Origin of the sequence: Pseudomonas sp. GM49 (genome assembly GCF_000282355.1) — a bacterium.
Lineage (GTDB): Bacteria > Pseudomonadota > Gammaproteobacteria > Pseudomonadales > Pseudomonadaceae > Aquipseudomonas.
On the sequence record NZ_AKJL01000059.1, the window covers coordinates 1 to 25,826 of the forward strand.

Genomic DNA, 25,826 nt, shown 5'->3' on the forward strand with positions numbered 1-25,826 from the left:
TGGCGGCCGCCCTGGAAGGGCAGTGCGCGCAAGCCACGAGCGACGACGAAATCCTGTTGTTCGGATCATTTTATTGTGTCGCCGAGGCCCTTGAATGGCTGGCCCGGCGCTCCACGGAGGACGCGGCGAATGGCATTGCTGGATAAGGCATACAAACAGCGCATGGTTGGCGCCCTGGTGTTGGTCGCACTGGCGGTGATCTTTCTGCCGATGCTGTTTTCCCGTCAGGACGAACAGCGCCAGGTGACGGTCGAAGCGCCTGCAGCTCCGCAGGCGCCGACGATGCCCCAGGTACAGGTCGAACCCGTAGTGGTGCCTGAGCCGCAAGCCTTGCCTCAGGAACCCGTGCCGAGCGATGACGAAATCGCCCAGCAGGAGGCGGCGGTGCCAACTGCGCCGGTGGCTCCAGCGCCTGCTGCCAAACCGGCTGCACCAGTGCCGGCCCCGGCTCTGGCGGCTAAACCCGCGACCGCGCCTGCCCAGCCCATCACGGCCGCACCGGGCAAGCCGGACACCACGCAAAGCCGTGTCGATGCCAATGGTTTGTCTGTCAGCTGGTCGGTGCAACTGGCCAGCCTGTCGAATCGTGAAAGCGCAGAAAAACTTCAGAAAACCTTGCGCAGCCAGGGTTACAACGCCTATATCCGTACCGCCGACGGCAAAAACCGGGTGTTTGTCGGGCCGCTGATCGAGCGCGCTGAGGCCGACCGGCTGCGTGACTTGCTGAACCGCCAGCAGAACCTGAAGGGGTTTGTCGTGCGCTTTCAGCCGGAACGTGGCTAAAACTATCGCCCCGATATGAAATGCACTGACAATCGCAGCTTACCGATAAGCATGGGCTCTGCTAAAATGCGCCGCCTTATCCGTCTGTAGGCTGCACTGTGCCATTTACCTGGGTTGACTGGGCGATCGTAGCAATCGTCGCCATCTCCGCATTGATCAGTCTGAGCCGCGGCTTCGTCAAAGAAGCACTGTCGCTGCTGACCTGGATCATCGCAGGAGTCGTAGCCTGGATGTTCGGTGGCTCACTGTCCGAGTACCTCGGCGGGTACATTCAAACGCCGTCGGCTCGTATAATCACGGGCTGTGCCATCATGTTTGTCGCCACTTTAATCGTGGGCGCAATGATCAATTATCTTATCGGCGAACTGGTTCGCGTCACTGGGCTCTCCGGGACCGACCGATTCCTCGGCATGGCCTTCGGCGCCGCGCGTGGCGGGTTGCTGGTGGTCATCGCCGTCGGGCTGTTGAGCCTGGGGCCGGTACAGCAGGACGGGTGGTGGAAAGAGTCACAGCTCGTGCCAAAATTTCTATTGGTCGCAGACTGGTCCAAAAACCTGATACTTGGGTGGAGCAGTCAGTGGCTTGCCAGCGGAATCAGCGTACCCGCTGATATTCCGTTCAAGGAGCAACTCTTGCCGATGGCCAAAACGCCTCAGTGAGTAGTGCTCAGTTCAGATCCATTAAGTAGGGGTTGCGTCGCATGTGTGGCATCGTCGGTATCGTCGGTAAGTCGAACGTCAATCAGGCGCTGTATGACGCGCTAACCGTCCTCCAGCACCGCGGCCAGGACGCTGCCGGTATCGTGACCAGCCATGATGGCCGGTTATTCCTGCGCAAGGACAACGGTCTGGTGCGTGACGTGTTCCAGCAGCGTCACATGCAGCGTCTGGTCGGTCACATGGGCATTGGCCATGTGCGTTATCCAACCGCGGGCAGCTCGACATCGGCCGAAGCTCAACCGTTTTACGTCAACTCGCCTTACGGCATCACCCTGGCGCACAACGGTAACCTGACCAACGTTGAACAACTGGCCAAGGAGATTTACGAATCTGACCTGCGCCACGTCAACACCAGTTCCGACTCGGAAGTGCTGCTCAACGTGTTCGCGCACGAGCTGGCCCAGCGCGGCAAGTTGCAGCCGACCGAAGAAGATGTGTTTGCCGCCGTCACTGACGTGCACAACCGTTGCGTCGGTGGTTATGCCGTCGTGGCGATGATCACTGGCTACGGCATCGTCGGCTTCCGCGACCCGCATGGCATTCGCCCGATCGTTTTCGGCCAGCGTCATACCGACGAAGGCGTCGAGTACATGATCGCCTCGGAAAGCGTTTCCCTTGACGTGCTCGGCTTCACCCTGATTCGCGACCTGGCACCCGGCGAAGCGGTCTACATCACTGAAGAGGGCAAGCTGTACACCCGTCAGTGCGCGACCAACCCGTCCCTGACCCCGTGCATCTTCGAGCACGTCTACCTGGCGCGTCCGGATTCGATCATCGACGGTGTGTCGGTCTACAAGGCCCGTCTGCGCATGGGTGAAAAACTGGCCGAGAAGATCCTGCGCGAGCGTCCGGATCACGACATCGACGTGGTCATCCCGATCCCGGACACCAGCCGCACCGCGGCGCTGGAGCTGGCGAACCACCTGGGCGTGAAGTTCCGCGAAGGCTTCGTGAAGAACCGCTACATCGGCCGGACCTTCATCATGCCAGGCCAGGCCGCGCGGAAAAAATCCGTACGCCAGAAACTCAACGCCATCGAGCTGGAATTTCGCGGCAAGAACGTGATGCTGGTGGACGACTCCATCGTTCGCGGCACCACGTGCAAGCAGATCATCCAGATGGCCCGCGAAGCCGGCGCCAAGAACGTCTACTTCTGCTCCGCGGCGCCAGCGGTTCGCTACCCGAACGTCTACGGCATCGACATGCCAAGCGCTCACGAGCTGATCGCGCACAACCGTTCGACCCAGGACGTGGCTGACCTGATCGGCGCCGACTGGTTGATCTATCAGGATTTGCCTGACTTGATCGAAGCGGTCGGTGGCGGCAAGATCAAGATCGACAAGTTCGATTGCGCGGTGTTCGATGGCCAGTACGTCACCGGCGACGTCGACGAGGCTTACCTGAACAAGATCGAACAGGCACGCAACGATGCCTCCAAGGTCAAGACGCAGGCAGTCAGTGCGATCATCGATCTGTACAACAACTGAGTTTCTACCGGCCCTGAGGGGCCGGTTTTGTATCTGGCAAAAAGACTTTTATCTATCAAGAGCATGGCAAGGAGTGACAGCATGAGTCAGGAATGGGATGCCGGTCGGCTGGACAGCGACCTTGAAGGTGTAGCGTTCGATACCCTGGCCGTACGCGCCGGTCAGCACCGCACGCCGGAAGGCGAGCACGGTGATCCGATGTTCTTCACCTCCAGCTATGTATTCCGTACCGCCGCCGACGCCGCTGCGCGCTTCGCTGGCGAAGTACCGGGCAACGTTTACTCGCGCTACACCAACCCGACCGTACGCGCCTTCGAAGAGCGCATCGCCGCGCTGGAAAGCGCCGAGCAGGCCGTGGCCACGGCGACTGGCATGGCGGCCATCATGGCGGTGGTGATGAGCCTGTGCAGCGCCGGTGATCATGTGCTGGTGTCGCGCAGCGTATTCGGCTCAACCATCAGCCTGTTCGAAAAGTACTTCAAGCGTTTCGGCATCGAAGTCGATTACGTTGCCCTGGCGGATCTGTCCGGCTGGGACGCGGCGATCAAGCCCAACACCAAACTGCTGTTCGTCGAGTCGCCGTCCAACCCGCTGGCCGAGTTGGTGGACATCGCTGAACTGGCGAAAATCGCGCACGCCAAAGGCGCGATGCTGGTGGTCGACAACTGCTTCTGCACCCCGGCCTTGCAGCAGCCGCTGAAAATGGGCGCGGACATCGTCGTGCACTCGGCCACCAAGTTCATCGACGGCCAGGGCCGTTGCATGGGTGGCGTGGTCGCTGGCCGCAGCGAGCAGATGAAGGAAGTGGTGGGTTTCCTGCGTACCGCCGGGCCGACTTTGAGCCCGTTCAACGCCTGGATCTTCCTCAAGGGCCTGGAAACCCTGAACCTGCGCATGAAGGCGCATTGCGCCAACGCCCAGCAACTGGCCGAGTGGCTGGAGCAGCAGGAAGGTATCGAGAAAGTCCATTACGCCGGCCTCAAGAGCCATCCGCAGCACGAACTGGCGCTGCGCCAGCAGAAGGGTTTCGGTGCTGTCGTCAGTTTTGAGGTGAAGGGCGGTAAAGAGGGTGCCTGGCGCTTTATCGATGCCACGCGTCTGATTTCGATTACCGCCAACCTGGGCGACAGCAAGACCACCATTACGCATCCGAGCACCACGTCCCATGGTCGCTTAGCGCCGCAAGAGCGTGAAGCGGCGGGCATTCGTGACAGTCTGATCCGCGTAGCGGTCGGTCTGGAAGACGTGGCGGACCTGCAAGCCGATCTGGCGCGCGGCCTGGCTGCGTTGTGATCGAGTTGTCTGCGCCGACCACCGGCTCAAATGGCCGCGTAGCGCTGGTAACCGGTGCTGCGCGAGGCATTGGTCTGGGGATCTCGGCCTGGCTGATCAGCGAAGGCTGGCAAGTCGTGCTGACGGATCTGGATCGGGAGCGCGGTTCGAAAGTGGCGAAAGTGCTGGGCGACAACGCCTGGTTCATCGCCATGGATGTCGCCAACGAGGGGCAGGTTGCGCTGGGCGTGGCCGAGGTGCTCGGCCAGTTCGGGCGCCTGGATGCGCTGGTATGCAATGCGGCGGTTGCCGATCCGCACAACATCACCCTGGAAAGCCTCGACCTGGCTCACTGGAATCGGGTGTTGGCGGTGAACCTCAGTGGGCCGATGTTGCTGGCCAAGCACTGTGCGCCATATCTGCGCGCTCACAGCGGCGCGATCGTCAATCTGGCCTCGACCCGCGCCGCGCAGTCGGAGCCTGATTCGGAGGCTTATGCGGCGAGCAAGGGCGGTTTGTTGGCCCTGACTCATGCGCTGGCCATCAGTCTTGGCCCGGAGATCCGGGTCAATGCCGTCAGCCCTGGCTGGATCGATGCGCGCGACCCCTCGGTGCGACGTGCCGAACCCTTGACCGAGGCCGATCATGTCCAGCATCCGGCGGGCAGGGTGGGGACGGTCGAGGATGTCGCGGCGATGGTGGCCTGGCTGCTGTCGAGGAATGCCGGTTTTGTCACCGGGCAGGAATTCGTGGTTGATGGCGGCATGACCAAGAAGATGATTTACAGCGAGTAAGCTCCGGGATTGATGTCGGATGTACTGCCGCTTTCGCGAGCAAGCCCGCTCCCACATTTGGAATGCATTCCCCTGTGGGAGCGGGCTTGCTCGCGAAAGCGGTCTTGCTGCCTATACACAATTTTGTCTTTTTCAGAAAAACTTCAATCCTGCTATTGACTTAGGTTCTCTACCTGCGTAAATTTCGCGGCCTCGGAGATGCAAACGGGTGATTAGCTCAGCTGGGAGAGCGTCTGCCTTACAAGCAGAATGTCGGCGGTTCGATCCCGTCATCACCCACCACTTTCAACGCTACGCGCAGCGGTAGTTCAGTCGGTTAGAATACCGGCCTGTCACGCCGGGGGTCGCGGGTTCGAGTCCCGTCCGCTGCGCCATATTTTCCGAGTCAGATTCATCTGGTTCGAGATTGAAAAGCTACTGAGTTTTCAATCAGACGAGTTACTTGAGCATCTGCTCAAAGCGATACGCAGCGGTAGTTCAGTCGGTTAGAATACCGGCCTGTCACGCCGGGGGTCGCGGGTTCGAGTCCCGTCCGCTGCGCCATATCTGCCCCGAGGCCCACTGAACGCCTTGGAGCTACGAAGAAAGCCGCTGGTTTACTTCGAGTCGATAGCAAAAACCCTGGTCGAGAGACCGGGGTTTTTTGTTTCTGGAATTCAGGTTTTCTCCTCTCGCCTTGTTCCTGATGGACCTTTCTGCATGCCTCGTTGCCGGAATGGCCTATCGGACGCTGACGACGCCGTCGTCCAGCGGCACCCCTCCAGCCTCACGCTACCGAAATTCACGGCTACTCTTAATGTGCTGCGTCGAATAGTCGCGTTTTTTTGATTTGCTGGTCAGTTTTTAGTTTTCCGTCAGGCCATAAGCCTATAAACTTAACCTTTCGGTCAGCTTTGCACTGTCAACAACGGCCCTTTGTATCGTCAAAAGGGGCTTCTGCAAGACTCGAGATTTTCCAGTACATAACCAGAAGGGCGGACCCCATAACCGCCCAGAGGATGATCCATGTCCAACCGTGATATATCCCGGCGCTCGTTCCTTCAGGGCGGGCTGGTAGCGGGTGTGAGCGTGACGCTCACGCCGTTGAGCAGCCAGGCGCTGGCCGCCTTGATGGAAAACAGCGTGACCGTGCCGTCCGAGCAGTGGCTAGGCAACAACGGCAAGGCGCGCGCCCGTAACGATGCCTTGTCCAAGGTCTGCGGCAGCAAGGTCTTTGCCCGCGACATCCGTGCCAAGGACATGCCGGGCTGGCCGCAGCAACAAGGCCACGCCATGCTGCTGAAAACCATCAAGGCCGACCACATCTTTGCAGGCATCGACCTGTCGTGGCTGGGCGCCGGGTTGCAGCCGGACCGCATCGTTAACGCCGAAGACCTGGTTAAGGACGGTATCGTATTCCCTGAGGAGCACGCTCCCGATCCGTTGTTGCCGGCCGGCAAGGTGCCGATGTTCATCGGGCACCCGGTGGCGATCTTGATCTGGAACGACTTCGAGCGCTTCCGTCAGGCCAAGAACAAACTCAAATTCAATGACAAGGCGATTCGTTACGGTGCCCAGGTGCCGTTCTATGAAGGCGATCCTTACGGCAGCTTCCGCTACGTGCGCGTCGGTGGTGCGACCTCGGCCGACGAAGACGAATTCGCCAGCCTCAAGGATTCGATCCTGTTCCCGATGCTGAAAAACCGTCGTCCGGTGTGGAACTCCCAGCCGAACCTGCACGGCAACCTGACCGAGCGCGGGTTGTTCTATGCCGAGCGCATGAAGCAGCAGATCGATACGCCGCCGGACAACTGGCTGGTGTTCGACGAGCGCTACAAGACCCCGTCGATCGAGCCGGCCGCCCTGGAGCCGGACAACGGCAACGGCTGGTACGACCCGGCCACCAAGACCCTGCATTTCGTCGTCGCCACCCAGTGTCCGCTGGAAGCGGCGACCGAAACCGCGAAGATGATCGCGCCGTCGCGTTTCGGCCTGGCCAACCTGAACATGCACCCGGGTTATACCGTCGGTTACGGCTCCAAAGACCACAACATTTTCGTCTACTACGCAGCGTTGGCGGCGTTGTACGGCGCCGGAGTGCCGGTGCGCCTGGCCAACGACCGCTACGAGCAGTTCCAGAGTGGCATCAAGCGTCACCCGTTCGACATTCGCTACCAGTTGGCGGTGGACAAGAACGATCACAGCTTCAAGATCTTCCGCGCTGAAATGAGCGTCGACGGTGGCGGGCGCATCAACTACAGCCCGTCGGTGGCGGCGGTGGGCGCCACGGCCGCGCAATCGATCTATTACATGCCGCAGAACGACCTGCAGGTCACGGCTTACCATTCCCGTGCGGTAGAAGCCGGGTCGATGCGTGGCTACGGCACCCTGCAGAGCATGGCGTCGACCGAAATGATGGTCGACGAAATCGCCGATCGCCTGGGTGTCGATGCCATTGAACTGCGCCGCAAGAACGCGTTGCGCTCGGGCATGAAAAACACCCAGGGCGCGATCCCGGCCGGTGCCTTGCGCCTGCACGAGATTCTCGACAAGGCGGCTGTCCACGAGGTCTGGAAAAACCGCGACGCGATCAAGAAACAACGCGAAGCCGCCGATCCGGATAACTGGTACGGCGTTGGTTTCGCCATCTGCCAAAAAGACTTCGGCACCGGTTCCGAAGCGCCGATGGCCAGCATTGAATTCACTGCCGAAGGTCGCATCAGCCTGCGCCACATCGGTATCGAAATCGGTACCGGCATGTCCACTTCGCAGGCCATGGTCGTGGCCGATTTCCTCGGTATTCCGGCCCATGAAGTGAAGACCGGCGAAACCGAATGGAAAGAGTTGCAACTGATCAGTGGTGGCAACCCGTACATCATGAGTCAGGCCGAGCAGGACAATTTCCTGCGCAATCCGCGCTGGGTCGGCAAAGTCGCTTCGGCTTCGTCGGCAACCAACTCGGCGTATTACTTCAGCCACGCCACCCGTGAAGCGGCGCGCGTGCTGTTCAACCACGGCCTGTGGCCGGCGGCGCTGGAGATCTGGCGCCAAGGCCCTTACGGCGGCCAGGCCAACCCTTATGTGGTACGCCGCGAAGACGCCCATTGGGTCGACGGCAAACTCACGGCCAACGGTATGGAGCCACTGCCATTCGCCATGCTGGCCAAGCGCGTTCACGAGCGTGGCCTGGTGAGCGGTGCCACCGTGCACGGTTTCAACCGCTGGAGCTGGGCCGAGGCCGAGTTCAGCATCGACGGCGTGCGTGAGCGCTTGCCGCTTGATGGCCTGGCTGTGAAGTACGGCGACGGTGCACCGAAGGCGAAGAAGGCGCAGATGAACAGCGCCGGTTTCCATTTGCTGGATCGGCAGAACATCGCCTACCCGGCAACCCAGTTGAACAACGCGGCGGTGACTTACTACAGCCCGGTGGCGACGCTGGTGGAAGTGAAGGTCAACAAAGGTTCGGCGGAAGTCTCGGTGCTCAACCATCACTCGTGGGTCGAGTGTGGTCGGGTGTTGGTGGAAGAGCTGGTCAGGGGCCAGCTCGAAGGCGGTATCGCCATGGGCATTGGCCATGCGCTGATGGAAGAAATGCCGCTGTACGAAGGCGGGCCGGGGGAGGGTGACTGGAACTTCAACCGTTACCGCCTGCCAATGGCGCGGCACGTTGCGGTGTGGAAACAGACAGCGGACATCCTGCCGCCACTCTCGCCAAGCGACCCGTCCAAGGGTATCGCCGAGGTGGTGATGATCCCGGTGGTCGGTGCCATCGGCAATGCCGTGGCCCATGCCATCGGTAAACGTGTCCGCGACCTGCCTATCACTTCTGCACGCATCAAGGAGGCCCTCAATGGCTAACCGTCCGCTTCAACTGACCCTCAACGGTCAATCCGTCGGCCCGGTGGACATCCCTGATGACCTGCCGATGATCGACTACCTGCACGAATACAAGAACCTCACCGGTTCGCGCCTGGGCTGCGGCCAGGGTATTTGCCACGCCTGCGTGGTGATCGTCGACAACCCCGACGGCACCAGCGAAGAAGTGCGCACCTGCATCACTGGCGCGCACTATTTCGAAGGCAAGAAGGTTCGGACCATCGAAGGCCATGCGACCCGCGACGAGCAGGGCAAGGTCACCGAGCTGAATCCGATCCAGCAGCGCTTCGTCGATGAATTCGCCTTCCAGTGCAGCTACTGCGCACCGGGCTTCGTCAATGCCGCGACCGTGCTGGTGGAAAAACTGCAGCGTCAGCCGATCGTCAAAAGCCAGCTGGAAAAAGTCATCGAGGACAGCCTCGGTCATCACATCTGCCGTTGCACCGGGTACGTGCGCTACTACAGCGCCACGCGCAACGTGCTGACCGATCTCGGCCTGGTCAAGGAGGGTTAAGTATGAAGCTTCTACTTAGCCGCCTGGCGTTGGCGGTTGGTCTGGCTGCGCCTGTGTTGCTGGCCCACGCCGATGATGCACAGGTCAAGCAAGGCCAATACCTCGCCCGCGCCGCCGACTGCATGGCGTGCCACACCGCACCGGGTGGTGCGCCCTATGCCGGCGGTCTGCCGATCGTGTCGCCGTTCGGCACGATCTACGGCACCAACATCACCCCGAGTAAAGAGCACGGCATCGGCCTGTACAACGATGACGAGTTCTTTACCGCGCTGACCGAAGGCAAGCGTCGCGATGGCGCGAACCTGTACCCGGCGATGCCCTACACCTCGTATCACCTGATGCCGCGCGCAGATTCCGACGCGATTCATGCCTACCTGAAAACCGTCGAGCCGATCGAGCGCGCAGCACCGGTTACCAGCCTGAGCTTCCCGTTCAACGTGCGCCTGGGCCTGATGGGCTGGAACATGATGTACGGCAAGGATGTGAAGCTGGAGCCGGCTGAAGGTAAAAGCGAGGCCTGGAAGCGCGGCCAATACATGGTCGATGTGCTGGGTCACTGTGGCGAATGCCATACGCCGCGCGGCTTGCCGGGTGCGATGCAGCAGGACAAACGCATGACCGGCGGGCTGCTCAACGGTTATCTGGCGCCGAGCCTGTTGGCTACTGACCTGGCGGCTCGTGGCTGGAACCATCAGGACCTGAGCTCGTTCCTCAAGCACGGCATGAGCGCCCAGGGCACGATGTTCAACGAGATGTTCCCGGTCTTCCACAACAGCACTCAGGGCCTCAGCGATCCGGATCTGGCGGCGATGGCGACCTTCCTGCTCGGCGATCAGCCGCCAGCGGCGAAAGTGCTCACCGAAATGCCTTTGGACAAACTGAGCCCAAGTGCCCAGCGTGGCCGTCAGGAATATTTGAATGTCTGCGCCGGTTGCCACGCTCCAGATGGCGAAGGCAAGCTGCACATCGCCGTGGCCATGCGTGGCAACACCACGTTGCGCCTGGAAGATCCGCGCAACCTGGTGCGGGTGATCGACGACGGTATCGGTGAGCAGAAGTTCTCCGGGTTCGAGCACATGCAACCGATGCCAGGGTTCGCCAGGAAATTGAGCGACGGGCAACTCACGGATCTGCTGAACTACCTGCGTCAGGGCTGGGGCGGTCAGCCGAATGATCTGGCGGTGAATGACGTGCAGAAGTTGCGGGCCGATGCGCCGCCGCTCGAGCACAAGGCCCACTGATATGCAGCATCTCGATCTGCAAGTGATACGCAGCGCGCTGGAGTGGTCGACGGCCGGTCAGCGCATCTGGCTGTGTACGGTGCTGGCCACTTACGGCTCGGCACCGCGCGCACCGGGGTCGCTGTTGGCGGTGAACACTGATGGGCAATGGATTGGCTCGCTGTCTGGTGGCTGTGTCGAGGAAGACTTTCTCGAGCGAGTCGCCGAGGGCGCGTTTCTGGAGCCGGTCAGCGTTGTTCGTTACGGTGAGGGCGACGATCCACGCTCCCGCGTCAGCCTGCCGTGTGGCGGGGTGCTGGATGTGCTGGTCGAGAAGCTTGACGCTGATTGCGAGGTGCAAGCGCATCTGCGGGAGCTGGAGTCGGCGCTGTTAGGCCGGCGTCGACTGATCCGCGAAGTTGATCTGCTCAGCGGTGCGCGCAGTCTGTTCGATGATCGTGAGCAGGGTGTGCGAATCGAGCGTGAAATCGACCGGGTGCGTGTGCGCGTCGGCGCAGCCCAGCGCTTGCTGCTGGCGGGGTATTCCAGTGTCGCTCAGGCCTGTGCAGAGTTTGCCGTGGGCCTGGGTTTCGAGGTGATTCTGTGCGACCCGCGGGACGAAGTGCTGGAGGGCGTCGTGCTGGAAAGCGTGGAGATTCGCCGCCAACTGCCGTCTGTGTTCATCGCCGATGGTGGTTGTCACAGCGATACGGCGGTAGTGGCGTTGACCCACGATCCACGTATAGATGACCTGGCGATGATGGAGGCGGTGCGCACTGAGGCGTTCTATATCGGTGTGATGGGCTCCATGCAGACCTCGCATAAGCGCTTCGAGCGCTTGCGGCGTATCGGTGGTCTGGGGGAAGTCGAGTTGGGGCGGATCCATGCGCCAATCGGGCTGAACCTCGGCAGCAAGACGCCAGCGGAAATTGCGTTGGCGGTGCTGGCTGACATCTTGCGGATTCGCAGCGGTATCCCACGAGATCGTCTCTAACCCAAAACCCCTGTGGGAGCGGGTGTACGCAACATCTGCGGGTATCCAAAAAACATTGTGGGAGCAAGCTCGCTCCCACAACGTATTGCGTACCGCTTAGTACCCGAACCTGTCCCGCAATCCGTAATACCACGCACCCAATGCCGCAAACGGTGTGCGCAGCATTTGTCCGCCGGGGAACGGGTAGTGGGGTAAGTCGGCAAACGCGTCAAAACGCTCGGCCTGGCCGCGCAACGCTTCGGCCAGCACCTTGCCCGCCAGGTGTGTGTAGGTCACACCATGGCCGCTGCAGCCCTGGGAATAGTAAATGTTGTCGCCCAAGCGACCGACCTGAGGCAGACGCGACAGGGTCAGCAGGAAGTTGCCCGTCCACGCGTAATCGATCTTCACGTCCTTGAGTTGCGGGAAGGCCTTGAGCATCTTCGGTCGAATGATCGCTTCGATGTTCGCCGGATCCCGCGCGCCGTACACCACGCCACCACCGAAAATCAGACGCTTGTCGCCGCTGAGGCGGTAGTAGTCGAGCAAGTAATTACAGTCTTCGACACAGTAGTCCTGAGGCAGCAGGGTCTTCGCCAGTTCTTCGCCCAGTGGCTCGGTGGTAATCACTTGAGTGCCGCAAGGCATCGACTTGGCGGCCAGTTCCGGCACCAGATTGCCGAGGTACGCGTTGCCGGCGACGATGATGAACCTGGCCCTGACCTTGCCCTGTGGCGTGTGCACAACCGGGTTGGCGCCGCGTACGATGCGTACGGCCGGCGACTGCTCATAAATTGTCCCGCCCAGGGACTCGACCGCCGCCGCTTCACCCAGTGCCAGGTTGAGCGGATGGATGTGACCGCCACTCATGTCGAGCATGCCGCCGACGTACTGATCGCAGGCAACTACTTCGCGGATGCGACGTTGATCCATCAACTCGAGCTGGGTGTGCCCGAATCGCTCCCACAGGCGCTTCTGGGACTCGAGATGACCCATTTGCTTGGCTGTCATCGCGGCGAACACGCCACCGTCCTTCAGATCACACTGAATGTTGTACCTGGCGACCCGCTCCCGAATGATTCGCCCACCCTCGAACGCCATCTGCCCCAGCAGTTGAGCCTGTTTGGGGCCGACCGTGCGCTCGATGACATCGATATCGCGGCTATAGCTGTTAACGATCTGGCCGCCATTACGTCCGGACGCCCCGAAACCCACCTTAGCGGCTTCGAGCACCGTGACCTTGAAGCCGTTCTCCAGCAGGAACAGGGCAGAGGACAGCCCCGTATAACCGGCGCCAATCACACAGACATCGGTCTCGACGTCATCCTGCAACGCCGGGCGCGGCGGAACCGCATTGGCCGATGCGGCGTAATAGGATTCTGGGTAGGGGGTGTTAGCCATCCTGCAGCCTCTGTTTAATATATTTTACGAGTGCGTTGATCCTACCCGAGTTGAAAATCGGCCGCCAGCCACCCGGAAAATCTTCTTTGTACCGCCAAAATTAAATATTTTGCATATTCATAGGGTTAGCTCGAAAAAAGGTGTTGACACCCCTCCGGAATTCCGTAGAATGCCGCCTCACAGCAGGCACGTAGCTCAGTTGGTTAGAGCACCACCTTGACATGGTGGGGGTCGTTGGTTCGAGTCCAATCGCGCCTACCAAACAAAATCCGCTCTGCTGGGCGGTCTAGAGGGGTCACCGGAAACGGTGACCCCTTTTTGCTTTCTGCGATTTGCAAAACTTTTGCAAAACTTTTGCAAAACTCCCACCTCAGAACGCCAATTCGGCGCCCACCTCCAGGTACTCGATCGTCTTTTCGCCGTGCCCTTCCTGATAGTGCTTCGTCATTTTCTCGTCAGCATGGCCCATCAGCGCCTGGATGTATTCCTGTGGGAAATTTTGCTGCTCGTATAGCCATGCCCCTAAAGCGCGGATCTCGTGAAAAGTGGGGCGTTCACCGGCAGGCACGTTGTCATAGGCATGCGCAGCATCCCGGGCCTTGCTGAACTCCTTGGTCAGGTAGTCCGGTGTTACCGACGTCCAGTGATCCTTAGCGTCGATCTGTTCCCGGCGCCGCGCCTTCGGCTTGTAGTGGATCAGGTAGGGTGATACGAGGGGCGAGCGCAGGCACTCGCCGACGACTTCACGCAGCGCGGCACCCATGGTGATCTTCAGGTGAACCGGATTGTCGTAGCCCTGGGTCTTGCCCGGCGACACGGTGAGCGTGTTCTTCTCCATGTCGACTGCCGACTTCAGCCAGGTAACGATGTCCTCGCGGCGCTGGAGGCTGACCAGTGCCAGGCGAATCGCTCGCTTGAGCCAAGGCGGCGTGGTCGCCGCATCGATGATCGACTTCAATCCTTCGAGCGTGTGCCGCTGGCGCTTCTTCTCTGCTTCCTTCTTGACCAGCGTCAGTTCTGCGCAGTTGCGCTCGGCCAGTCCCTTGGCCACGGCGAAGGCGAAGATCTGCACCCACAACCCGCGGTGCTTCGTGTAAGCGTTGTTGCTGAACCGGTCCAAGTATTCGGCCATGGCCAGCACATCCATCTGCCCGATCAGGCGATCGCCGAGATCCTGCCGGTACCGCTCGAGCTTGAACTTGATCTCTTCCAGGGTGCGCGCCGCATAGCCCTTGTCCACCAGCCATTCGTCATTGAACCGCTGCAGCAGGTTGCTCACCGTCGGCAACCGGTCGCCAGTCAACAGAGTGAGCAGCGCGCCGTCATCGACGACCAGAGCCGCGACCTTGAGGTTTGCTGCGTGCGCGAGCTTGATTGCCTCCTCAAGTGGGCGGTTGATGCTGGTCATCAAACCGGTGATGGGGTTCCGGTACCGAAAATATTTACCGTTCGGGTAAAGATTTGGCGGTAGCTTTCTGTTTTTGAGCGTGCGCGGCCGGGCAGCCATCAGCCTATCTCCAACATCTTGGCCAGCAGGGGATCATCTGACCCCATCACGGCTGCTTGCACATCGACGAAATACATCCCGCCTTTTACCTCTCCTACCACTTCGCCTTCCTCAATCCATTTTTTTAACTGCTGCAAGCTCGGCTTGCCGCCGACATAGCGGAGCTTTCTGTACTCGCCTGCCTCTATAAGGCGCGGCAACTTGACCGTGATCTGGGCCAGAATTTTTGCCATTGTGATGCTCCATGCCGCGCGTGGCGGCAGAAGGTGGTGATGGGGTTTATTCGTCGTCCGGATCAAGGTCGTCATCACCGTCATGGCTGATGCTGATCGGTAGCTTGCCGAGGCGCTCGAGGGCAAGTACGAGGCCGATGCGCAACCCCTTCGCCAAGTCTTTCGTGAGAACAATCTCGACAGGGTTGTCGACGCCGAGCTGCAGAGTCACGCCCTCCAGAGCGTTTTCGCTGATCATTTCCAACTGGTTGGCCTGTCGTTTGTGCCACGCAAGCAGCGATTCGATCATCTCGCCGACGTCCTGCGGAGCGTTGACCGATCCCTCGAGCGCGCCGGCGACCAGCTTTTGCAGCTCCGCTTTTTCTTCTTCTGCGCGCTCGAGCTGATCGTCTGCAGCGAACGGCCCGCCAACCATTGACCAACTGCTGGCGAACATTTGCGCCTGGTCCATGATGGCTTTGATATTTTTGTCAGACATGCGAATACCTCGCCCGCCGTACACCGGCAGGCTGTTGAGTTGGGGGAGGGGTTACTGCGGGGTGTTCAGTGCAGCGCTGCGCAAAATTCCACGGGCGATGCCCAGCGCATAAGCTCGATCTTGGAAGTCGGACGCCTTATCGACGAGGTCTTCGTACTCGCCCGCAATGAACTGCTGGTGGTCGACGATTAGCACCAGGGCATCATCAGCTTCCGACCGCGCCGGGTTAATCAGTTCATCAATGCGTTGATCCGCTGCGTTCAGGCGCAGCTGCAGGGCGTCACGCTCAGCCTTTATGCGATTGAAGGTTTCGCCGAGCACGTACTGCACTGGGCCGTGGCCGCACTCACAGTCCGGCCAAGGGTTGTCCTCCGCCCAGGTCCTGCCGTCACCGGTGTCAGCCTCGCAGGCCGGACCGAGGTAAATCACTTTTGGCTCGCTCACTTTGAAAGACCTCTTCAATTGTCCGTGCCCGTGTAGGTGCGCCAAGGGACCTTGACGCCGTTGACCAGAAAGCCCCAGTCACCGCGCCACTTGCTGGTGATGAACAGGGTGGTGACGCCGCCGGGGGAGACCTGGTCGATGCGGTGGTACTCGCCGTGGCTCAGGGTTGCGGTGTCGCCCTGGTCGCGTCTGATCCACTCGCAGGCGTCTTTCATGAGCCACTCAACGATCTTGGGGTTGGGGTTTGGAACCATGGAAGACCTGACGGCCTTCTTCCATTCATCGCTCGCGGGGCGCTGCTCGTTGTACCAGCCGCGCAGGATGATGGTCCGCGCATTCCATGGGTGGTCATGCAGATCCCGATCCTCATCTGGGCGCATGATGTGGTGGATGCGGAACGACCATGGGCACCACCAGAGCGCGGGCATGTGCGTCGTTCGGGAGTAGGGGTTGAACAGCCACCAGCGCCCCATGTACATCTCGGCGCCGTCGGCTGACATGATGTGCAGGTACGGGGTGCGCTGGGCTCGAGCGATGAGCCAGGAGGACACGGCCGGGCGGGCCAGTAGTTTGGCGACCAAGCGCCAGAAGAGATTGATCATGCAGCCTCCTGTTGTTGCACTGAGTTTTTCCAAGGGTCGTTCGCCCGGGCAAGTGCCGCCATCGGTGGAGGGCTGACACTGTTGCCGCACATGTGGACCTGCTGAGTCTTGGTGAACGGTTTGCCGTCGGCGCCGTGGCTGATGATGTAGTCGGCGGGGAAGCCTTGCGCCTTGTACAGCTCGGCCGGTTGCAGCATCCGTAGGCAGATGTCGACGATCACGTACGGCGTTCCCTTGATGGTGACGGTGACCAGGCCCAGCCGATCCTTGGTGGTGATCGTTGGTGCTGGCTCGCCGGCGCCGCTCACGTTCTCGGTGCCGTAGTAGCTGATCAGGAAAGCCGCAACCCGCAGTGCACCGGCTTCAACTTCCGGCGAAAGCTGGAACTCGACCAGCGAGCTCTTGCCGCCACCGCCGGCGGTGATGGTGGGTGCTGGTTCGTCCATGGCCTGGCCGACGCTGGCGCCGAACTGGCGCTCCATGAATGCGGTGACCAGTCCGTGGTGAGTGCCGCCGGCGCTGATGGTGTGCAGCGGATCGGCGGTGTCGCGGGCATCACAGTTTCCGCGCATGTGCACCAAGTTGGCGGTCACCAGCTGCTGCTGGCTGCCGGTATTGGTCACCGTTGTCATCGGGTCACTAATGCTCTTGGCGTCGGTGGTGTTGAAGCCGCCATTCATCTGGGCCATGAACACCGTAGAGATACCCATCGCGTGGGCGGCCCCGGCCGGGCGCTGGTAGTTGCCGCCGCTGGTGATGGTTGGCAGCGGCTCGTCGAGCGCCTTGCCTTCGTCAGCAAATCGGAATTTGACCAGGTGTGCCGCGGCGATCGCAGTGTCTGCCTTCGCCGTGATCGTGTAGAAAGGCTCGCTGCCTGGCCGAGGTTCTGTTTGTCCTGCTCGTCCACCGACACCAACCATCACCGGGCTGATCAGCGTCAGCTCGCCGCGATTGGCGCATGTCACCGTCGGCAGCGGGGCGTGTGGATCGTTGATCCGGTCACTGCCCTGGTGTGTGGCTGGCGCGATGATCGGACTGGCCATGGCGAACGAACCGCCGCGGGGCCAAGAGGTGACGGTGCGCAGCGGGTCGTGCGCCGACTGCACGCTTTCCCCGGACCAGTTCGCGATCGGTACGATGAACGGGTCAGCTGCATCGATGACGAACTTCTTCATGCCCTTTGCGATCCGGCGCAGGGTGGCCGGTGCCAGCGGCTTCGGCCGGTCGAAGATGCTTTTGCTCGGGATCGTCCAGTCGATGCACTCGGCGGCGGTGCGCCACTTTTGCTGGCCTTTGACCGGATGCTTGGCATGCGTTGGCGCCGGCCAGACAATCGGCTGGCCGTCGCAGCGGGCGATCATGAACAGGCGTTCGCGGCTGGTCGGTGCGCCGAAGTCGCAGGCCTTCAGCACCCGCCACTCAACGACGTAGCCCAGGTGTTGCAGCTCGGCAACGAACACGGCCCAGGTCTGCCCACGGCGTTTCGGGTCTGGTACCAGGAACTGCTGGTGGACCGGTACCACTTCACCTGGTCCAGCAATACCGCCGCCAAGCTTCACGACGCGGCCGGTGGTCTTGCAGCGCTTGGCGATCAGCGGCCCCCACTGAAGGATCTGTTTCACGTTTTCCAGGCTGATGACGCGGGGCTTCTTCTTGCCGGCCCACTTCAGGCCGATCCACGACAGGTTGCGAATCTCGCGTTTGCGTGGCTGTCCGCCGGCTGCCTGGCTGTGGTGCGTGCAGTCCGGCGACATGTGAAACCAGCCAACGGCCTTGCCGGCGCACTCGGTATCCGGATCACCATCGAACACGTCGGTGGTGTAGTGCACGGCGCCCGGGTGATTGACGGTGTGCATGCTGATCGCCTGAGGGCTGTGGTTCTTCGCAACATTCACTGCGCGGCCCAGGCCCATTTCCAGCCCGGTACCAGCACCGCCGCCGCCACAGAAGAAGTCCACAAGGATCTCATCGTCCTGAGTGCTGAAGCCAAGTCCGTATTGAGTTTTGAAATCGAAGGGGTGTTTCTTCTGTTGTGCGGACATAGAGGATCCTCGCCGGCTGGCGTGATTCGGTGGAGTTATGGGTATGTTCGAAGTTGACTACAGCGAGACTTCGCCGGTATCGATCTTGCGGAGCTCCGTCACCTCGATCTTTTGGGTACCGTCGGTGATCACCCAGCAGGGCAGTTCAAGGTTGCGGAAGGTACCGTGATAGCTGCGGTACGCGCCCAGGGCTGCTTTTCGGAAGCAGTCTGCTGCGACCTGCCCGATCGGCATTGGCTGCCCCCCCCTAGCAGCTTCAAGTCAAATACAACAGCTTTTTCAATTCGTTTGGCGGCTGCTCTGACGGTGTTCGGCGAGAGTTTGAATTCCTCTGCAACCTCGACAACGTGCTTGTAAATGAGTGCATCGTGAATCTGCTGATCACGGGCGCCGTTACGCAGGCCCGCATAGATGACTGCTTGCATGGGTTATCTCCAGTCAGGCGCCGCCCTCCGTGACCGGATTCGCAGCGTGGGTAGGGTTTACTTCGGAATATCGATTTCGTCGTCAGGCTCTGGTGGATCGTCGGCGAGCGACTTCAAGCCGGCCGCTCGAATGATGCGTGACACCTTTTCGCTAACAACAAAAGGTGTCATGACACAGCGAAGCATCTTTGCTTGAGTCTCGAAGTCGGCGGCGATGAGGTTGATCAGCAGGCGCTGGTGAATGTCCTGCTGATTGTTGATGCCGTGCGCTTTCATGACCTTCTTCAGGTCAGGCTTAAACACCCCAGCCACCTCAACCGTGAACTTCTCGATACCCAGCGCTGCGTTCTTGGCTGCTTCCTTTTCTCGCTTCTTGCGCTGCTTGATGGCTTCCGCCGTCGGCTCCTGCTGTTCCTCGGCCATAGCCTGCCTCTTCAATTCCGTGGGCCGGTAGATCCAGCCATGCCTGTCGTCGGCGCTGGCGCACCTGGTTGCTGATACGTCTCACGGCGGCCCCGGGAACTTGATTTTGTTCTCGCGGGCGATGAGCCTGGCGCGCTTGGCTTCCATGCCCATCTCTTTTGCTGCTTCGATCACGGTCCTGCCGGCGTCGGCCAGTTCCTTCAGCCGCGGCGCGAGCTTGTCGCGCTCGATCTTCAGCTTGTTGCTGTGGGAGCTGCCGAACATCAACTCCCGTTGACCGCTGACGCCCGGGGCGATTTCCTGCACTGAGTGACCGGTGCCGAAGTAGTGATCCAGCTGCTGGTTCAGGTTCGCGATGATCGAGTCACGCGGGTTGGGCATTGGTACGCCGATCATTTCCGATCACCTGACATCGAGAGCTTGTTGCCGTCGGCGCGCGCTTCCAGATGCTGGGCGAAGTTCACGGCTTCTTTCCAAGTCCAGCGAAAGCCCTTCACCTTACGGGTGGCCAATTCGATGATGTGATACGCCTTGCCCTTGGTGACGACCTGGTAGCGAATCTCTTGTGCAGGCTGCTCCTTGCCGATCATGGAGTAGAACTCGGAAGTTGCGATTACTGAGCGGAGGCGCAGGGCCTGAAGACCGGCGAAGCGCTGCTGCAGGATTGTTTGCATGGCTGGTTCCTCGGTGTGGGTTGCATTTATTCGTCAGCACTCGGGCCTCCTGCTGGTTGCCGTTGGGCGCAGGGGAGAGTGCTGGCGGATAAAGGCAGGCGTAAAAAAGCCCGATCGGAACCGGGCTTTTGTTTGCGTCACGAAGACCTCCCTACGTGACATCCTCCCAGGCCCGCTACTGGCGACGGCCTGGATTTGAATCATCATCAGTGTGTTGTCGCGAGGGGGTAGGCCTACCGGTTGCCCGGTTGATGCGCGGTGACACCGTCGGCCCAGATGTCCGCTGCCTGCCAGGGTGAAGGGCGCAGCCTTCAGGCTTACTGCGCCACGCCGGGGAATCGGTGGGCTACTTCATGCTGGTCATCCTCAAGAACGCGCCGTTGGCATCTTGGCGGGCGCTCGCCGTTCTCTGGTGTTGCCTGCGGGGGGGCCGCATTGCACGGTGCAGAATCATCCGCATCCCGCTGCCCACTCAGTGAATGGGCAGAAGTGATGCTTTGCGAATAGGGTGGCCAGCGGCCAGCTCACCACTGCCCAGGTGACGGGCTTTGCGCTAGGCTGAGCGCTCTCACACAGCACAGCCTGCAAAGGAGGGCGCCGCACGATGCACACCTACAAACTGAAGTTCGAAGGCAATGAAGGAGACATGCGGCCAAAGAGTTACGATTCCGTGAATCTCGTGGAGCCTGGAGATGTCATTGAGCTTGATAACGGCATGTGGCACTTCGTCATGGACATTCGAAATCTGAAATCAGGTACTCAGCTAGTTCTCGCTGAATCAGGGCAGACCGCTCAGCAGGCAGCGACTCTAGGCAGGCAGATGCAAGACGGCTGAGCACGATCGTTGCGTATTTGGCACAGCTGTCACTATCCAAATCAGTGCTCGGGTGCATCAACGCAAGTCTTGTGCTCAGGCCGATCTGTCCTTGAAACGCTACCGAAACAAACGCGGCTTCGATGCGAGTCTTGAAGTCGGGCGGGCTTATCGCCGGGTAGGAGTGAGTGCTTCTTTCGCTGTTCAGTTTGAATACGTCCTGGTGCTGCTCATGCAGCGCCTTTACTGCGCTGGCCCGCTCGACCGGAACCAGAATCAGCCCCATATCGAAAAGCTCTTTCAGGTATTCGGTGTCGCCTGCGCCGATGAGGACGCATCGCTTGGACGCCGGGTCAATTGCTACCACTGAATCTTTATTCATGTGCCTTTCCTCTTGGTCATCCCAAAGCACCCTCGCGAGAAGGTGCTTCAGTGATGCTGTCCGTCCTATTGCCGCCGGAGGGGCGGGGCGCATTGCTTGCCGGGTCACTCACACGGTTAAGGCGTTTCACCATCGAGCAACCGTCCAGGTTGTTCCTGTCGTGGGCAGGCTTTCGGGCCTGTCTGCTCGCCGGTCGCCGGTAGAGGCAATGCGGTCTGTTGTTTGTTGCACTGACTGTTAAAGAGCGGCGCGGCTTTCGCTGCTAGGCCCGTGTCGACATGGCTTGAGATGTAAGTTAACCGGCGGTTTCTTTGTCGTCAATACCGGCGGTTAATTTATTTTTCGGAGCGGTACGGTATGCTTTCCCTATTACTGTATGAATGTACAGCATTTAAGGAGTGATGCATGGGCGTGATGCAGCAACAAAAAGAGCACCAACGAGTAGAGCTGACAGGTTTCGAGCGGCTTAACCTTCGGGTGTCGAATATGATTAATCACCCGATCGCACAGCTTCAGCGCTGGGTGAAGATCCACCGTTTGGACACGGACGGGGAGAGGGAGTGGGTAGAGGTGATGGATATTCTGTCCGAGACAGACGGGATTGAAATGATCTTCAATAATGAAGACGAATCGGTGACGTTGAGGTGGGAAGCGCCGCCGGAGGACGACCTGGTGCCTGAGATCGAAGTTGTGTTTGAGTCGGAGGAGCCAGCCCCTTTTTAAAAAATGAGAAGGGTGGCGTCAGCCACCCAGCTTGCCAGGCTTGGTTACTGGCTGCTCTGCGTTTCGCTGGTCGAAAACGGTGTGGTGGTATGAGTACGTCCTTTTTCAAAATCAGTGCGGGCATTTTGAAGTTTAATTTGAAAGTCTTCCAGTTGGGCTCTTGTTTTCTGCTTGAATTCTTCACTGGAGGATTTATCTTTGAGATGTTTTTTACAAACACCAATTGATGCTTTTAGACTGGATATGATTCTCGTCAGTTCGGCAGGGTCATCAATTCTTATATAAACCTTTAGTAACCACAGGGAGAGAAAAGGGGAAATAATTCCGCTGGACGCCATGATCCCTTGGGTAACAGCTGGAATGCCGATAACAGATGTGGCTGCCAAGGCGGCGCCATTGACAACGGAGGTAGATAGGGCCATGAACATGTTATTATTCATTTAGCTGACTCCAGTTGCATTATTTCTTCGGGAGTCAGTTTTCTGAAGGACGCGCTTTTGAAAAGCTTGTGCTTTATGTAATAAGCTTCTGTAATGTTTCCGTCCGATTGATATTGCAGAATCGTATCTCTTGGTAATATAACGTAAGATAAGTGTCGTACGGTCTTTTTGGTGAAGATAAATATCAACGGAGAGCTTAAGATAAGAACAAGCCATCCTATTGCTTGGGCTATCAATAAAGTTGACCACATGTCATTCTCTGCTGTTAGTTATGTTCGCTTATGATTCTTACTATATCATAGCTAGTTTTTGTGCCGCTAATATTTATTGTGTCGGTCTTTTGAAGCTCGACAGTATAAAATTTTTCTTTCTGAAAAGCTTCTTCGTTTGATGCGACTTTTGACAAAAACGCATCGTCGCGTATCGTTACGGATACTTCGAGTCCATCTTTACTCTGGATCGTCCAGCCACGGCGGCTTTTAAAATTAAGTTTTGTGAATTGAACTACCTTTTGAAATTTTTCCTTGGTTTCTTTTTCTGTCACGTCGGAGCGAATTGGAGTGAAGTTCTTGATCTCAGGCTCAGCAAGAACAACTTCGACATCTTCAGATATGAAAGAGATCGTAGCTTGATCTCTCCCTTGTAGGGGCGCTTGAATAACCTTGTGAAGCGCTTGTCGAATCTCCCTGCTGGACACCAACTGAGCAACGTTAGAATTGGTCTTGATTTCCCCATCCTTTGTTACAAGGGTTGCTTCTTTGGTCTTCGCATCGATGATTACTCTATCGATTTTTGTATCTTTAAGGCGGTCAATTATTCCAATCGCTGTGGCCGCGCTCGCCACAGCTCCGGCCACACTTATACCAATGGCTTTCATCACAGTTAAAGTAGTAAGTGGGTCGGCGACTATCGCAAAGACGATTTCTAGCGAGCCCTCTTGGGCCGGGGCTAACACCTTCAGTTCGGCTTCAGAAGCGCCGTTACTAACAATAGAAGCAGCCTTGGTAATTAATTCATGCATTCCGACTATGGCATTGCCTAAATCTTTTGCATTGATCTTATGGTTTTCGAGGTCGCCTGGGGCATCATATGAAATCTTGAATTCCGTTTGAGTTTGGTGGTCCATGTTGTCCCCTGAGTATTATGTGCTGGTCATTTGTATTTTTATTTGATTTTTTTGTGTTATTGGTTTTGTTGTTTATAGCAACTGAGAGTTCCATACTAATAACACCCGAGCCTGGATATAAGTTTCTTCCGCTCGGATGGTTTGTGGTGGATGTTTCGTGTTGTCCGAAATCATGGAGAACTGCTCATCCCCCATCCATTGCAGCCGCTTGATATAAAGATGGCCTTCCCAAGAGAACATGTATATGCCGTCTCCGGTGAACTCCCGGACGCTGATATCTACTAGCAATGGGTCGCGATGCTTGATCGTCGGCGCCATTGACTGGCCCCAACCGGTTACCATCTTGAGGTGAAAGTGTTCTTTGAACTCGACACCCATCTCGCGAAGGTGCTGGGGACTGACGCGCACGTCCTGAAGCATTTCGGGGTAATCATGAGGAATCTGCCCGCCCCCCATTGCCGCGCGGACGTCGTAATGCGCGATCCACACCTCGTCGCCGACGGCGCCTGGCCGGTAATAGTCAACTTCGATCACTCCACCGCCATCGTCTGATTCAGCCGCAGCGAGTAGGCGTCTCCTGGCGTCGTCAGAAAGGCTTCTCCCTTGCTTCGCTAACATCTGCCTAACCAGGTCGGCGGCCGAAGTGCTCGATCCATGCTCGGTAGCCTGATCTCCGGCTGTTGTCAGACCGCTGATCTCTTTGGCGAGCCGTCTACTGAATTTCTCAACCGGCACCCCAAGCAGGCGCGAGAGTACTGCTGCGAATTTTGCATTCAGCGGATTCGTGCCATTCAGGTACATCGCGACGGCAGCCGCCGAAATGTCCGCAGCCTCAGCGAGACTCGCTTGTGTGAGGCCGAGCACGTTCTTTTTCGACACGAAAATCGCCTTGGCGGCGTCGCATTCAGCTTTCAGTTCGGGGGATAGCTCTTTCTTTTTGCTCATCCGTGAAATTTAACCGTTGGTTAAGTTATTTGCGCTAACCGGCGGTATTGCTTGAATGCTAACCGGCGGTTAATATTGATTCCACACATCAAGCTTGGTCGAGCACAGAAATGAAGAAGACGCCATTGCCATTGTTGGTCGAGAGGATGGGGCAGATCGCCGTCGCCAAGGCTCTTGGTGTCAGCTCTCCGGCAATCTCTAAAGCTTTGAAAGCGGAGCGGGACATCAAGGTAACTGAGCACGCGGATGGAACATTTACCGCGGAAGAAATCCGTCCGTTTCCTTCTCAAAACACGGCTGCGTAGTTCATTTGCCGCGACTGAAAACATTTTGCAATGCGTGTTGGCACGCAGCCACTGAAACAAAACTGAGGTTTTACGAATGGACGAATTTCTGCGGGCTTGCCAAAGCGCGGTCCTCGACAACGAAGCGAAGGTTCTGGCCGGCCAGATGGGTGTTCCCCACGTGAGCCTGTTGCAGCGTGCCAACCCCGACAACGATGCCCATCACCTGACGATTGAGCACCTGTTCGGGATCTTGCTGCATACCGACGATATGCGTCCGCTCGCCGCCTTGGCTGATCAGTTCGGTTTCGACCTGGTGAAAAAGGAAGCCCCGGCCCCGAAGACGCTCACTGCTTCGATGATGCACGTGGGCAAAGAAATCGCTGACCTGACCATCGCGGTGCACTCGGCTCTCGACGACGGGCACGTCAACCAGATCGAGAAGCAAGCCATCCGCAAAGAAATCGAGCACGTCCGGAGCGAATTGGACGTGATGGAAGCGTCGGTAAAAGTTGCCTGAGACGCAGGCACGCGACCGAAACGAAACACTATCGGCGGGGGCCGGTGAACAATGAATGCGTAGTTGGCACTTAAGCCGATCGCACCAGGAAGACCACTAGGGGAAAGGAAATGGACGGCAAGACATCAGGACGTTTGGGGACATTGAACGCTGAGAGCGGTAGCTCTGTCGGTGGGATTGGTCGCGTCTGCAGAAAAGTAATCGCCTGAATCGCAGGCACAAAAAAGCCGGGCTGCAACCCGGCTCTTTCAACAACATACAAAACACTGAGGGGCCATTATGAACACGATCATCACCCCCGGCAATACCCGCCATGTCGCGACACTTTTGGAGCAATCGCAAAACGTGTCGCGTCACACCATGTCGTCACGCGAGATAGCCGAGCTGACCGGCAGTACGCATGACAATGTGCTGAAAACTGTTCGTGCGCTGGTTGCCAAGGGTGTCGTTTCTTCAAACGACACCCCCTATGTGCACCCACAAAACGGTCAGGTCTACCGCGAGTTCCTGTTATCCCAACGTGACACCTTGGTGGTGGTCTCGGGCTACAGCGTCGAATTGCGTGCGCGGATCATCGATCGCTGGCAAGAACTCGAAGCCCAAGCTAGTCAGTTTCAGATACCCGAGACTTACGCTGAGGCGTTGCAGGCGGCTGCCGACCAGGCCAAGGACAATCAGTCACTGCGTTTGGTCATTCTCGATCAGGCGCCGAAGGTTGCCGCCATAAAGCGACTGGCTGCGGCTGG

At 58.7% G+C, this 25,826-nt stretch carries 28 protein-coding genes, 4 tRNA genes and 1 pseudogene; 18 read left to right on the plus strand and 15 right to left on the minus strand.

Annotated elements, in window-relative coordinates:
* The 13 genes and pseudogenes from PMI29_RS31910 to PMI29_RS23645 all read left to right on the plus strand — a co-directional run.
* A pseudogene (locus PMI29_RS31910) lies at positions 1–146 on the plus strand (bifunctional tetrahydrofolate synthase/dihydrofolate synthase); the annotation flags it as partial.
* Positions 130–783 carry an SPOR domain-containing protein gene (locus tag PMI29_RS23700; protein WP_007995098.1) on the plus strand — a complete coding sequence of 218 codons (654 nt, stop codon included), beginning with the start codon at positions 130–132 and terminating at the stop codon, positions 781–783. The pseudogene PMI29_RS31910 and the gene PMI29_RS23700, both read left to right, overlap by 17 nt.
* A 98-nt stretch (positions 784–881) precedes the next feature.
* Complete coding sequence (locus tag PMI29_RS23695; protein ID WP_007975669.1) at positions 882–1,442, plus strand: CvpA family protein; 561 nt, start codon at positions 882–884, stop codon at positions 1,440–1,442.
* Between the two features lie 41 nt (positions 1,443–1,483).
* Positions 1,484–2,989 carry an amidophosphoribosyltransferase gene (gene purF, locus PMI29_RS23690; RefSeq protein ID WP_007975670.1) on the plus strand — a complete coding sequence of 502 codons (1,506 nt, stop codon included), beginning with the start codon at positions 1,484–1,486 and terminating at the stop codon, positions 2,987–2,989.
* 81 nt (positions 2,990–3,070) lie between these two features.
* On the plus strand, positions 3,071–4,282 hold the full coding sequence (locus PMI29_RS23685; RefSeq protein WP_007995100.1) for an O-succinylhomoserine sulfhydrylase: 1,212 nt from the start codon (positions 3,071–3,073) through the stop codon (positions 4,280–4,282).
* On the plus strand, positions 4,279–5,055 hold the full coding sequence (locus PMI29_RS23680; RefSeq protein WP_007995101.1) for an SDR family oxidoreductase: 777 nt from the start codon (positions 4,279–4,281) through the stop codon (positions 5,053–5,055). The genes PMI29_RS23685 and PMI29_RS23680 overlap by 4 nt, the downstream gene beginning before the upstream one ends.
* A gap of 206 nt (positions 5,056–5,261) precedes the next feature.
* Positions 5,262–5,337, plus strand: a tRNA-Val gene (locus PMI29_RS23675).
* A gap of 15 nt (positions 5,338–5,352) precedes the next feature.
* Positions 5,353–5,429 (plus strand) — tRNA-Asp (locus PMI29_RS23670).
* A gap of 92 nt (positions 5,430–5,521) precedes the next feature.
* Positions 5,522–5,598, plus strand: a tRNA-Asp gene (locus PMI29_RS23665).
* Between the two features lie 462 nt (positions 5,599–6,060).
* Positions 6,061–8,892: a xanthine dehydrogenase family protein molybdopterin-binding subunit gene (locus PMI29_RS23660; RefSeq protein WP_007995102.1), complete on the plus strand. Its 2,832-nt coding sequence runs from the start codon at positions 6,061–6,063 to the stop codon at positions 8,890–8,892.
* Positions 8,885–9,424 carry a (2Fe-2S)-binding protein gene (locus tag PMI29_RS23655; protein ID WP_007982256.1) on the plus strand — a complete coding sequence of 180 codons (540 nt, stop codon included), beginning with the start codon at positions 8,885–8,887 and terminating at the stop codon, positions 9,422–9,424. The genes PMI29_RS23660 and PMI29_RS23655 overlap by 8 nt, the downstream gene beginning before the upstream one ends.
* A 2-nt stretch (positions 9,425–9,426) precedes the next feature.
* A complete protein-coding gene (locus tag PMI29_RS23650) occupies positions 9,427–10,665 on the plus strand; it encodes a c-type cytochrome (protein ID WP_007995104.1) in 1,239 nt (412 codons plus the stop codon).
* A gap of 1 nt (position 10,666) precedes the next feature.
* Positions 10,667–11,638, plus strand: coding sequence for an XdhC family protein (locus tag PMI29_RS23645; protein WP_007995105.1), 972 nt, complete (start codon positions 10,667–10,669; stop codon positions 11,636–11,638).
* Positions 11,639–11,734: 96 nt separating this feature from the next.
* On the opposite strand, the gene PMI29_RS23640 is transcribed toward PMI29_RS23645, so the two are convergent.
* Positions 11,735–13,018, minus strand: coding sequence for an NAD(P)/FAD-dependent oxidoreductase (locus tag PMI29_RS23640; RefSeq protein ID WP_007995106.1), 1,284 nt, complete (start codon positions 13,016–13,018; stop codon positions 11,735–11,737).
* Positions 13,019–13,202: 184 nt separating this feature from the next.
* Here PMI29_RS23640 and PMI29_RS23635 point away from each other — a divergent pair.
* A tRNA-Val gene (locus PMI29_RS23635) sits at positions 13,203–13,279 on the plus strand.
* A gap of 109 nt (positions 13,280–13,388) precedes the next feature.
* Here the strand turns inward: PMI29_RS23635 and PMI29_RS23630 are convergent.
* The 11 genes from PMI29_RS23630 to PMI29_RS23585 form a co-directional block, all read right to left on the minus strand.
* On the minus strand, positions 13,389–14,525 hold the full coding sequence (locus tag PMI29_RS23630; RefSeq protein ID WP_007995108.1) for a tyrosine-type recombinase/integrase: 1,137 nt from the start codon (positions 14,523–14,525) through the stop codon (positions 13,389–13,391).
* Positions 14,525–14,758: a hypothetical protein gene (locus PMI29_RS23625; protein ID WP_007995110.1), complete on the minus strand. Its 234-nt coding sequence runs from the start codon at positions 14,756–14,758 to the stop codon at positions 14,525–14,527. The genes PMI29_RS23630 and PMI29_RS23625 overlap by 1 nt, the downstream gene beginning before the upstream one ends.
* Before the next feature lie 46 nt (positions 14,759–14,804).
* The gene (locus PMI29_RS23620) at positions 14,805–15,236 is read right to left on the minus strand and encodes a hypothetical protein (RefSeq protein WP_007995111.1); all 432 of its coding nucleotides are present in this window, start codon (positions 15,234–15,236) and stop codon (positions 14,805–14,807) included.
* A gap of 51 nt (positions 15,237–15,287) precedes the next feature.
* Positions 15,288–15,680, minus strand: coding sequence for a hypothetical protein (locus tag PMI29_RS23615; RefSeq protein ID WP_007995113.1), 393 nt, complete (start codon positions 15,678–15,680; stop codon positions 15,288–15,290).
* Positions 15,681–15,694: 14 nt separating this feature from the next.
* Positions 15,695–16,282: a hypothetical protein gene (locus tag PMI29_RS23610; RefSeq protein ID WP_007995114.1), complete on the minus strand. Its 588-nt coding sequence runs from the start codon at positions 16,280–16,282 to the stop codon at positions 15,695–15,697.
* Positions 16,279–18,324 carry a DNA cytosine methyltransferase gene (locus tag PMI29_RS23605; RefSeq protein ID WP_007995116.1) on the minus strand — a complete coding sequence of 682 codons (2,046 nt, stop codon included), beginning with the start codon at positions 18,322–18,324 and terminating at the stop codon, positions 16,279–16,281. Before PMI29_RS23605 ends, PMI29_RS23610 begins: the two co-directional genes overlap by 4 nt.
* 128 nt (positions 18,325–18,452) lie before the next feature.
* Complete coding sequence (locus tag PMI29_RS31915; RefSeq protein WP_157221350.1) at positions 18,453–18,749, minus strand: hypothetical protein; 297 nt, start codon at positions 18,747–18,749, stop codon at positions 18,453–18,455.
* A 57-nt stretch (positions 18,750–18,806) separates the two neighbouring features.
* A complete protein-coding gene (locus tag PMI29_RS23600; protein ID WP_007995120.1) occupies positions 18,807–19,172 on the minus strand; it encodes a hypothetical protein in 366 nt (121 codons plus the stop codon).
* Between the two features lie 81 nt (positions 19,173–19,253).
* The gene (locus PMI29_RS23595) at positions 19,254–19,568 is read right to left on the minus strand and encodes a hypothetical protein (protein ID WP_007995122.1); all 315 of its coding nucleotides are present in this window, start codon (positions 19,566–19,568) and stop codon (positions 19,254–19,256) included.
* The gene (locus tag PMI29_RS23590; protein WP_007995125.1) at positions 19,565–19,846 is read right to left on the minus strand and encodes a hypothetical protein; all 282 of its coding nucleotides are present in this window, start codon (positions 19,844–19,846) and stop codon (positions 19,565–19,567) included. The genes PMI29_RS23595 and PMI29_RS23590 overlap by 4 nt, the downstream gene beginning before the upstream one ends.
* A gap of 728 nt (positions 19,847–20,574) precedes the next feature.
* Positions 20,575–21,042 carry a hypothetical protein gene (locus PMI29_RS23585; protein WP_007995128.1) on the minus strand — a complete coding sequence of 156 codons (468 nt, stop codon included), beginning with the start codon at positions 21,040–21,042 and terminating at the stop codon, positions 20,575–20,577.
* 405 nt (positions 21,043–21,447) lie between these two features.
* Between PMI29_RS23585 and PMI29_RS23580 the strand changes: the two genes are divergently transcribed.
* Positions 21,448–21,765, plus strand: coding sequence for a DUF1654 domain-containing protein (locus PMI29_RS23580; protein ID WP_007995129.1), 318 nt, complete (start codon positions 21,448–21,450; stop codon positions 21,763–21,765).
* A gap of 44 nt (positions 21,766–21,809) precedes the next feature.
* Here PMI29_RS23580 and PMI29_RS23575 read toward each other — a convergent pair whose 3' ends face one another.
* From PMI29_RS23575 to PMI29_RS23565, 3 genes are all read right to left on the minus strand, one after another.
* Complete coding sequence (locus PMI29_RS23575; RefSeq protein ID WP_007995130.1) at positions 21,810–22,205, minus strand: hypothetical protein; 396 nt, start codon at positions 22,203–22,205, stop codon at positions 21,810–21,812.
* A gap of 265 nt (positions 22,206–22,470) precedes the next feature.
* Positions 22,471–23,331: a hypothetical protein gene (locus PMI29_RS23570; RefSeq protein ID WP_007995133.1), complete on the minus strand. Its 861-nt coding sequence runs from the start codon at positions 23,329–23,331 to the stop codon at positions 22,471–22,473.
* A 72-nt stretch (positions 23,332–23,403) separates the two neighbouring features.
* Positions 23,404–24,276, minus strand: a complete 873-nt coding sequence (locus PMI29_RS23565) for a S24 family peptidase (protein WP_007995136.1) — start codon at positions 24,274–24,276, stop codon at positions 23,404–23,406.
* Positions 24,277–24,386: 110 nt separating this feature from the next.
* Here PMI29_RS23565 and PMI29_RS23560 point away from each other — a divergent pair, with 110 nt between their 5' ends.
* The 3 genes from PMI29_RS23560 to PMI29_RS23550 all read left to right on the plus strand — a co-directional run.
* Positions 24,387–24,581, plus strand: a complete 195-nt coding sequence (locus PMI29_RS23560; protein ID WP_007995139.1) for a Cro/CI family transcriptional regulator — start codon at positions 24,387–24,389, stop codon at positions 24,579–24,581.
* A 76-nt stretch (positions 24,582–24,657) separates the two neighbouring features.
* Positions 24,658–25,080 carry a phage regulatory CII family protein gene (locus tag PMI29_RS23555; protein ID WP_007995141.1) on the plus strand — a complete coding sequence of 141 codons (423 nt, stop codon included), beginning with the start codon at positions 24,658–24,660 and terminating at the stop codon, positions 25,078–25,080.
* Positions 25,081–25,359: 279 nt separating this feature from the next.
* Positions 25,360–25,826, plus strand: a 467-nt coding sequence (locus PMI29_RS23550) for a Rha family transcriptional regulator (RefSeq protein ID WP_007995142.1), incomplete at its 3' end; no start/stop codon positions are given.

Excerpts from the sequence above, each read along its gene's own strand:
- PMI29_RS23700 (WP_007995098.1), top strand. The coding sequence starts at position 130 with ATGGCATTGCTGGATAAGGCATACAAACAGCGCATGGTTGGCGCCCTG.
- purF (WP_007975670.1), top strand. The coding sequence starts at position 1,484 with ATGTGTGGCATCGTCGGTATCGTCGGTAAGTCGAACGTCAATCAGGCG.
- PMI29_RS23685 (WP_007995100.1), top strand. The coding sequence starts at position 3,071 with ATGAGTCAGGAATGGGATGCCGGTCGGCTGGACAGCGACCTTGAAGGT.
- PMI29_RS23660 (WP_007995102.1), top strand. The coding sequence starts at position 6,061 with ATGTCCAACCGTGATATATCCCGGCGCTCGTTCCTTCAGGGCGGGCTG.
- PMI29_RS23655 (WP_007982256.1), top strand. The coding sequence starts at position 8,885 with ATGGCTAACCGTCCGCTTCAACTGACCCTCAACGGTCAATCCGTCGGC.
- PMI29_RS23650 (WP_007995104.1), top strand. The coding sequence starts at position 9,427 with ATGAAGCTTCTACTTAGCCGCCTGGCGTTGGCGGTTGGTCTGGCTGCG.
- PMI29_RS23645 (WP_007995105.1), top strand. The coding sequence starts at position 10,667 with ATGCAGCATCTCGATCTGCAAGTGATACGCAGCGCGCTGGAGTGGTCG.
- PMI29_RS23640 (WP_007995106.1), bottom strand. The coding sequence starts at position 13,018 with ATGGCTAACACCCCCTACCCAGAATCCTATTACGCCGCATCGGCCAAT.
- PMI29_RS23630 (WP_007995108.1), bottom strand. The coding sequence starts at position 14,525 with ATGGCTGCCCGGCCGCGCACGCTCAAAAACAGAAAGCTACCGCCAAAT.
- PMI29_RS23625 (WP_007995110.1), bottom strand. The coding sequence starts at position 14,758 with ATGGCAAAAATTCTGGCCCAGATCACGGTCAAGTTGCCGCGCCTTATA.
- PMI29_RS23620 (WP_007995111.1), bottom strand. The coding sequence starts at position 15,236 with ATGTCTGACAAAAATATCAAAGCCATCATGGACCAGGCGCAAATGTTC.
- PMI29_RS23610 (WP_007995114.1), bottom strand. The coding sequence starts at position 16,282 with ATGATCAATCTCTTCTGGCGCTTGGTCGCCAAACTACTGGCCCGCCCG.
- PMI29_RS23605 (WP_007995116.1), bottom strand. The coding sequence starts at position 18,324 with ATGTCCGCACAACAGAAGAAACACCCCTTCGATTTCAAAACTCAATAC.
- PMI29_RS31915 (WP_157221350.1), bottom strand. The coding sequence starts at position 18,749 with ATGCAAGCAGTCATCTATGCGGGCCTGCGTAACGGCGCCCGTGATCAG.
- PMI29_RS23600 (WP_007995120.1), bottom strand. The coding sequence starts at position 19,172 with ATGGCCGAGGAACAGCAGGAGCCGACGGCGGAAGCCATCAAGCAGCGC.
- PMI29_RS23595 (WP_007995122.1), bottom strand. The coding sequence starts at position 19,568 with ATGATCGGCGTACCAATGCCCAACCCGCGTGACTCGATCATCGCGAAC.
- PMI29_RS23590 (WP_007995125.1), bottom strand. The coding sequence starts at position 19,846 with ATGCAAACAATCCTGCAGCAGCGCTTCGCCGGTCTTCAGGCCCTGCGC.
- PMI29_RS23585 (WP_007995128.1), bottom strand. The coding sequence starts at position 21,042 with ATGAATAAAGATTCAGTGGTAGCAATTGACCCGGCGTCCAAGCGATGC.
- PMI29_RS23580 (WP_007995129.1), top strand. The coding sequence starts at position 21,448 with ATGGGCGTGATGCAGCAACAAAAAGAGCACCAACGAGTAGAGCTGACA.
- PMI29_RS23575 (WP_007995130.1), bottom strand. The coding sequence starts at position 22,205 with ATGAATAATAACATGTTCATGGCCCTATCTACCTCCGTTGTCAATGGC.
- PMI29_RS23570 (WP_007995133.1), bottom strand. The coding sequence starts at position 23,331 with ATGGACCACCAAACTCAAACGGAATTCAAGATTTCATATGATGCCCCA.
- PMI29_RS23565 (WP_007995136.1), bottom strand. The coding sequence starts at position 24,276 with ATGAGCAAAAAGAAAGAGCTATCCCCCGAACTGAAAGCTGAATGCGAC.
- PMI29_RS23560 (WP_007995139.1), top strand. The coding sequence starts at position 24,387 with ATGAAGAAGACGCCATTGCCATTGTTGGTCGAGAGGATGGGGCAGATC.
- PMI29_RS23555 (WP_007995141.1), top strand. The coding sequence starts at position 24,658 with ATGGACGAATTTCTGCGGGCTTGCCAAAGCGCGGTCCTCGACAACGAA.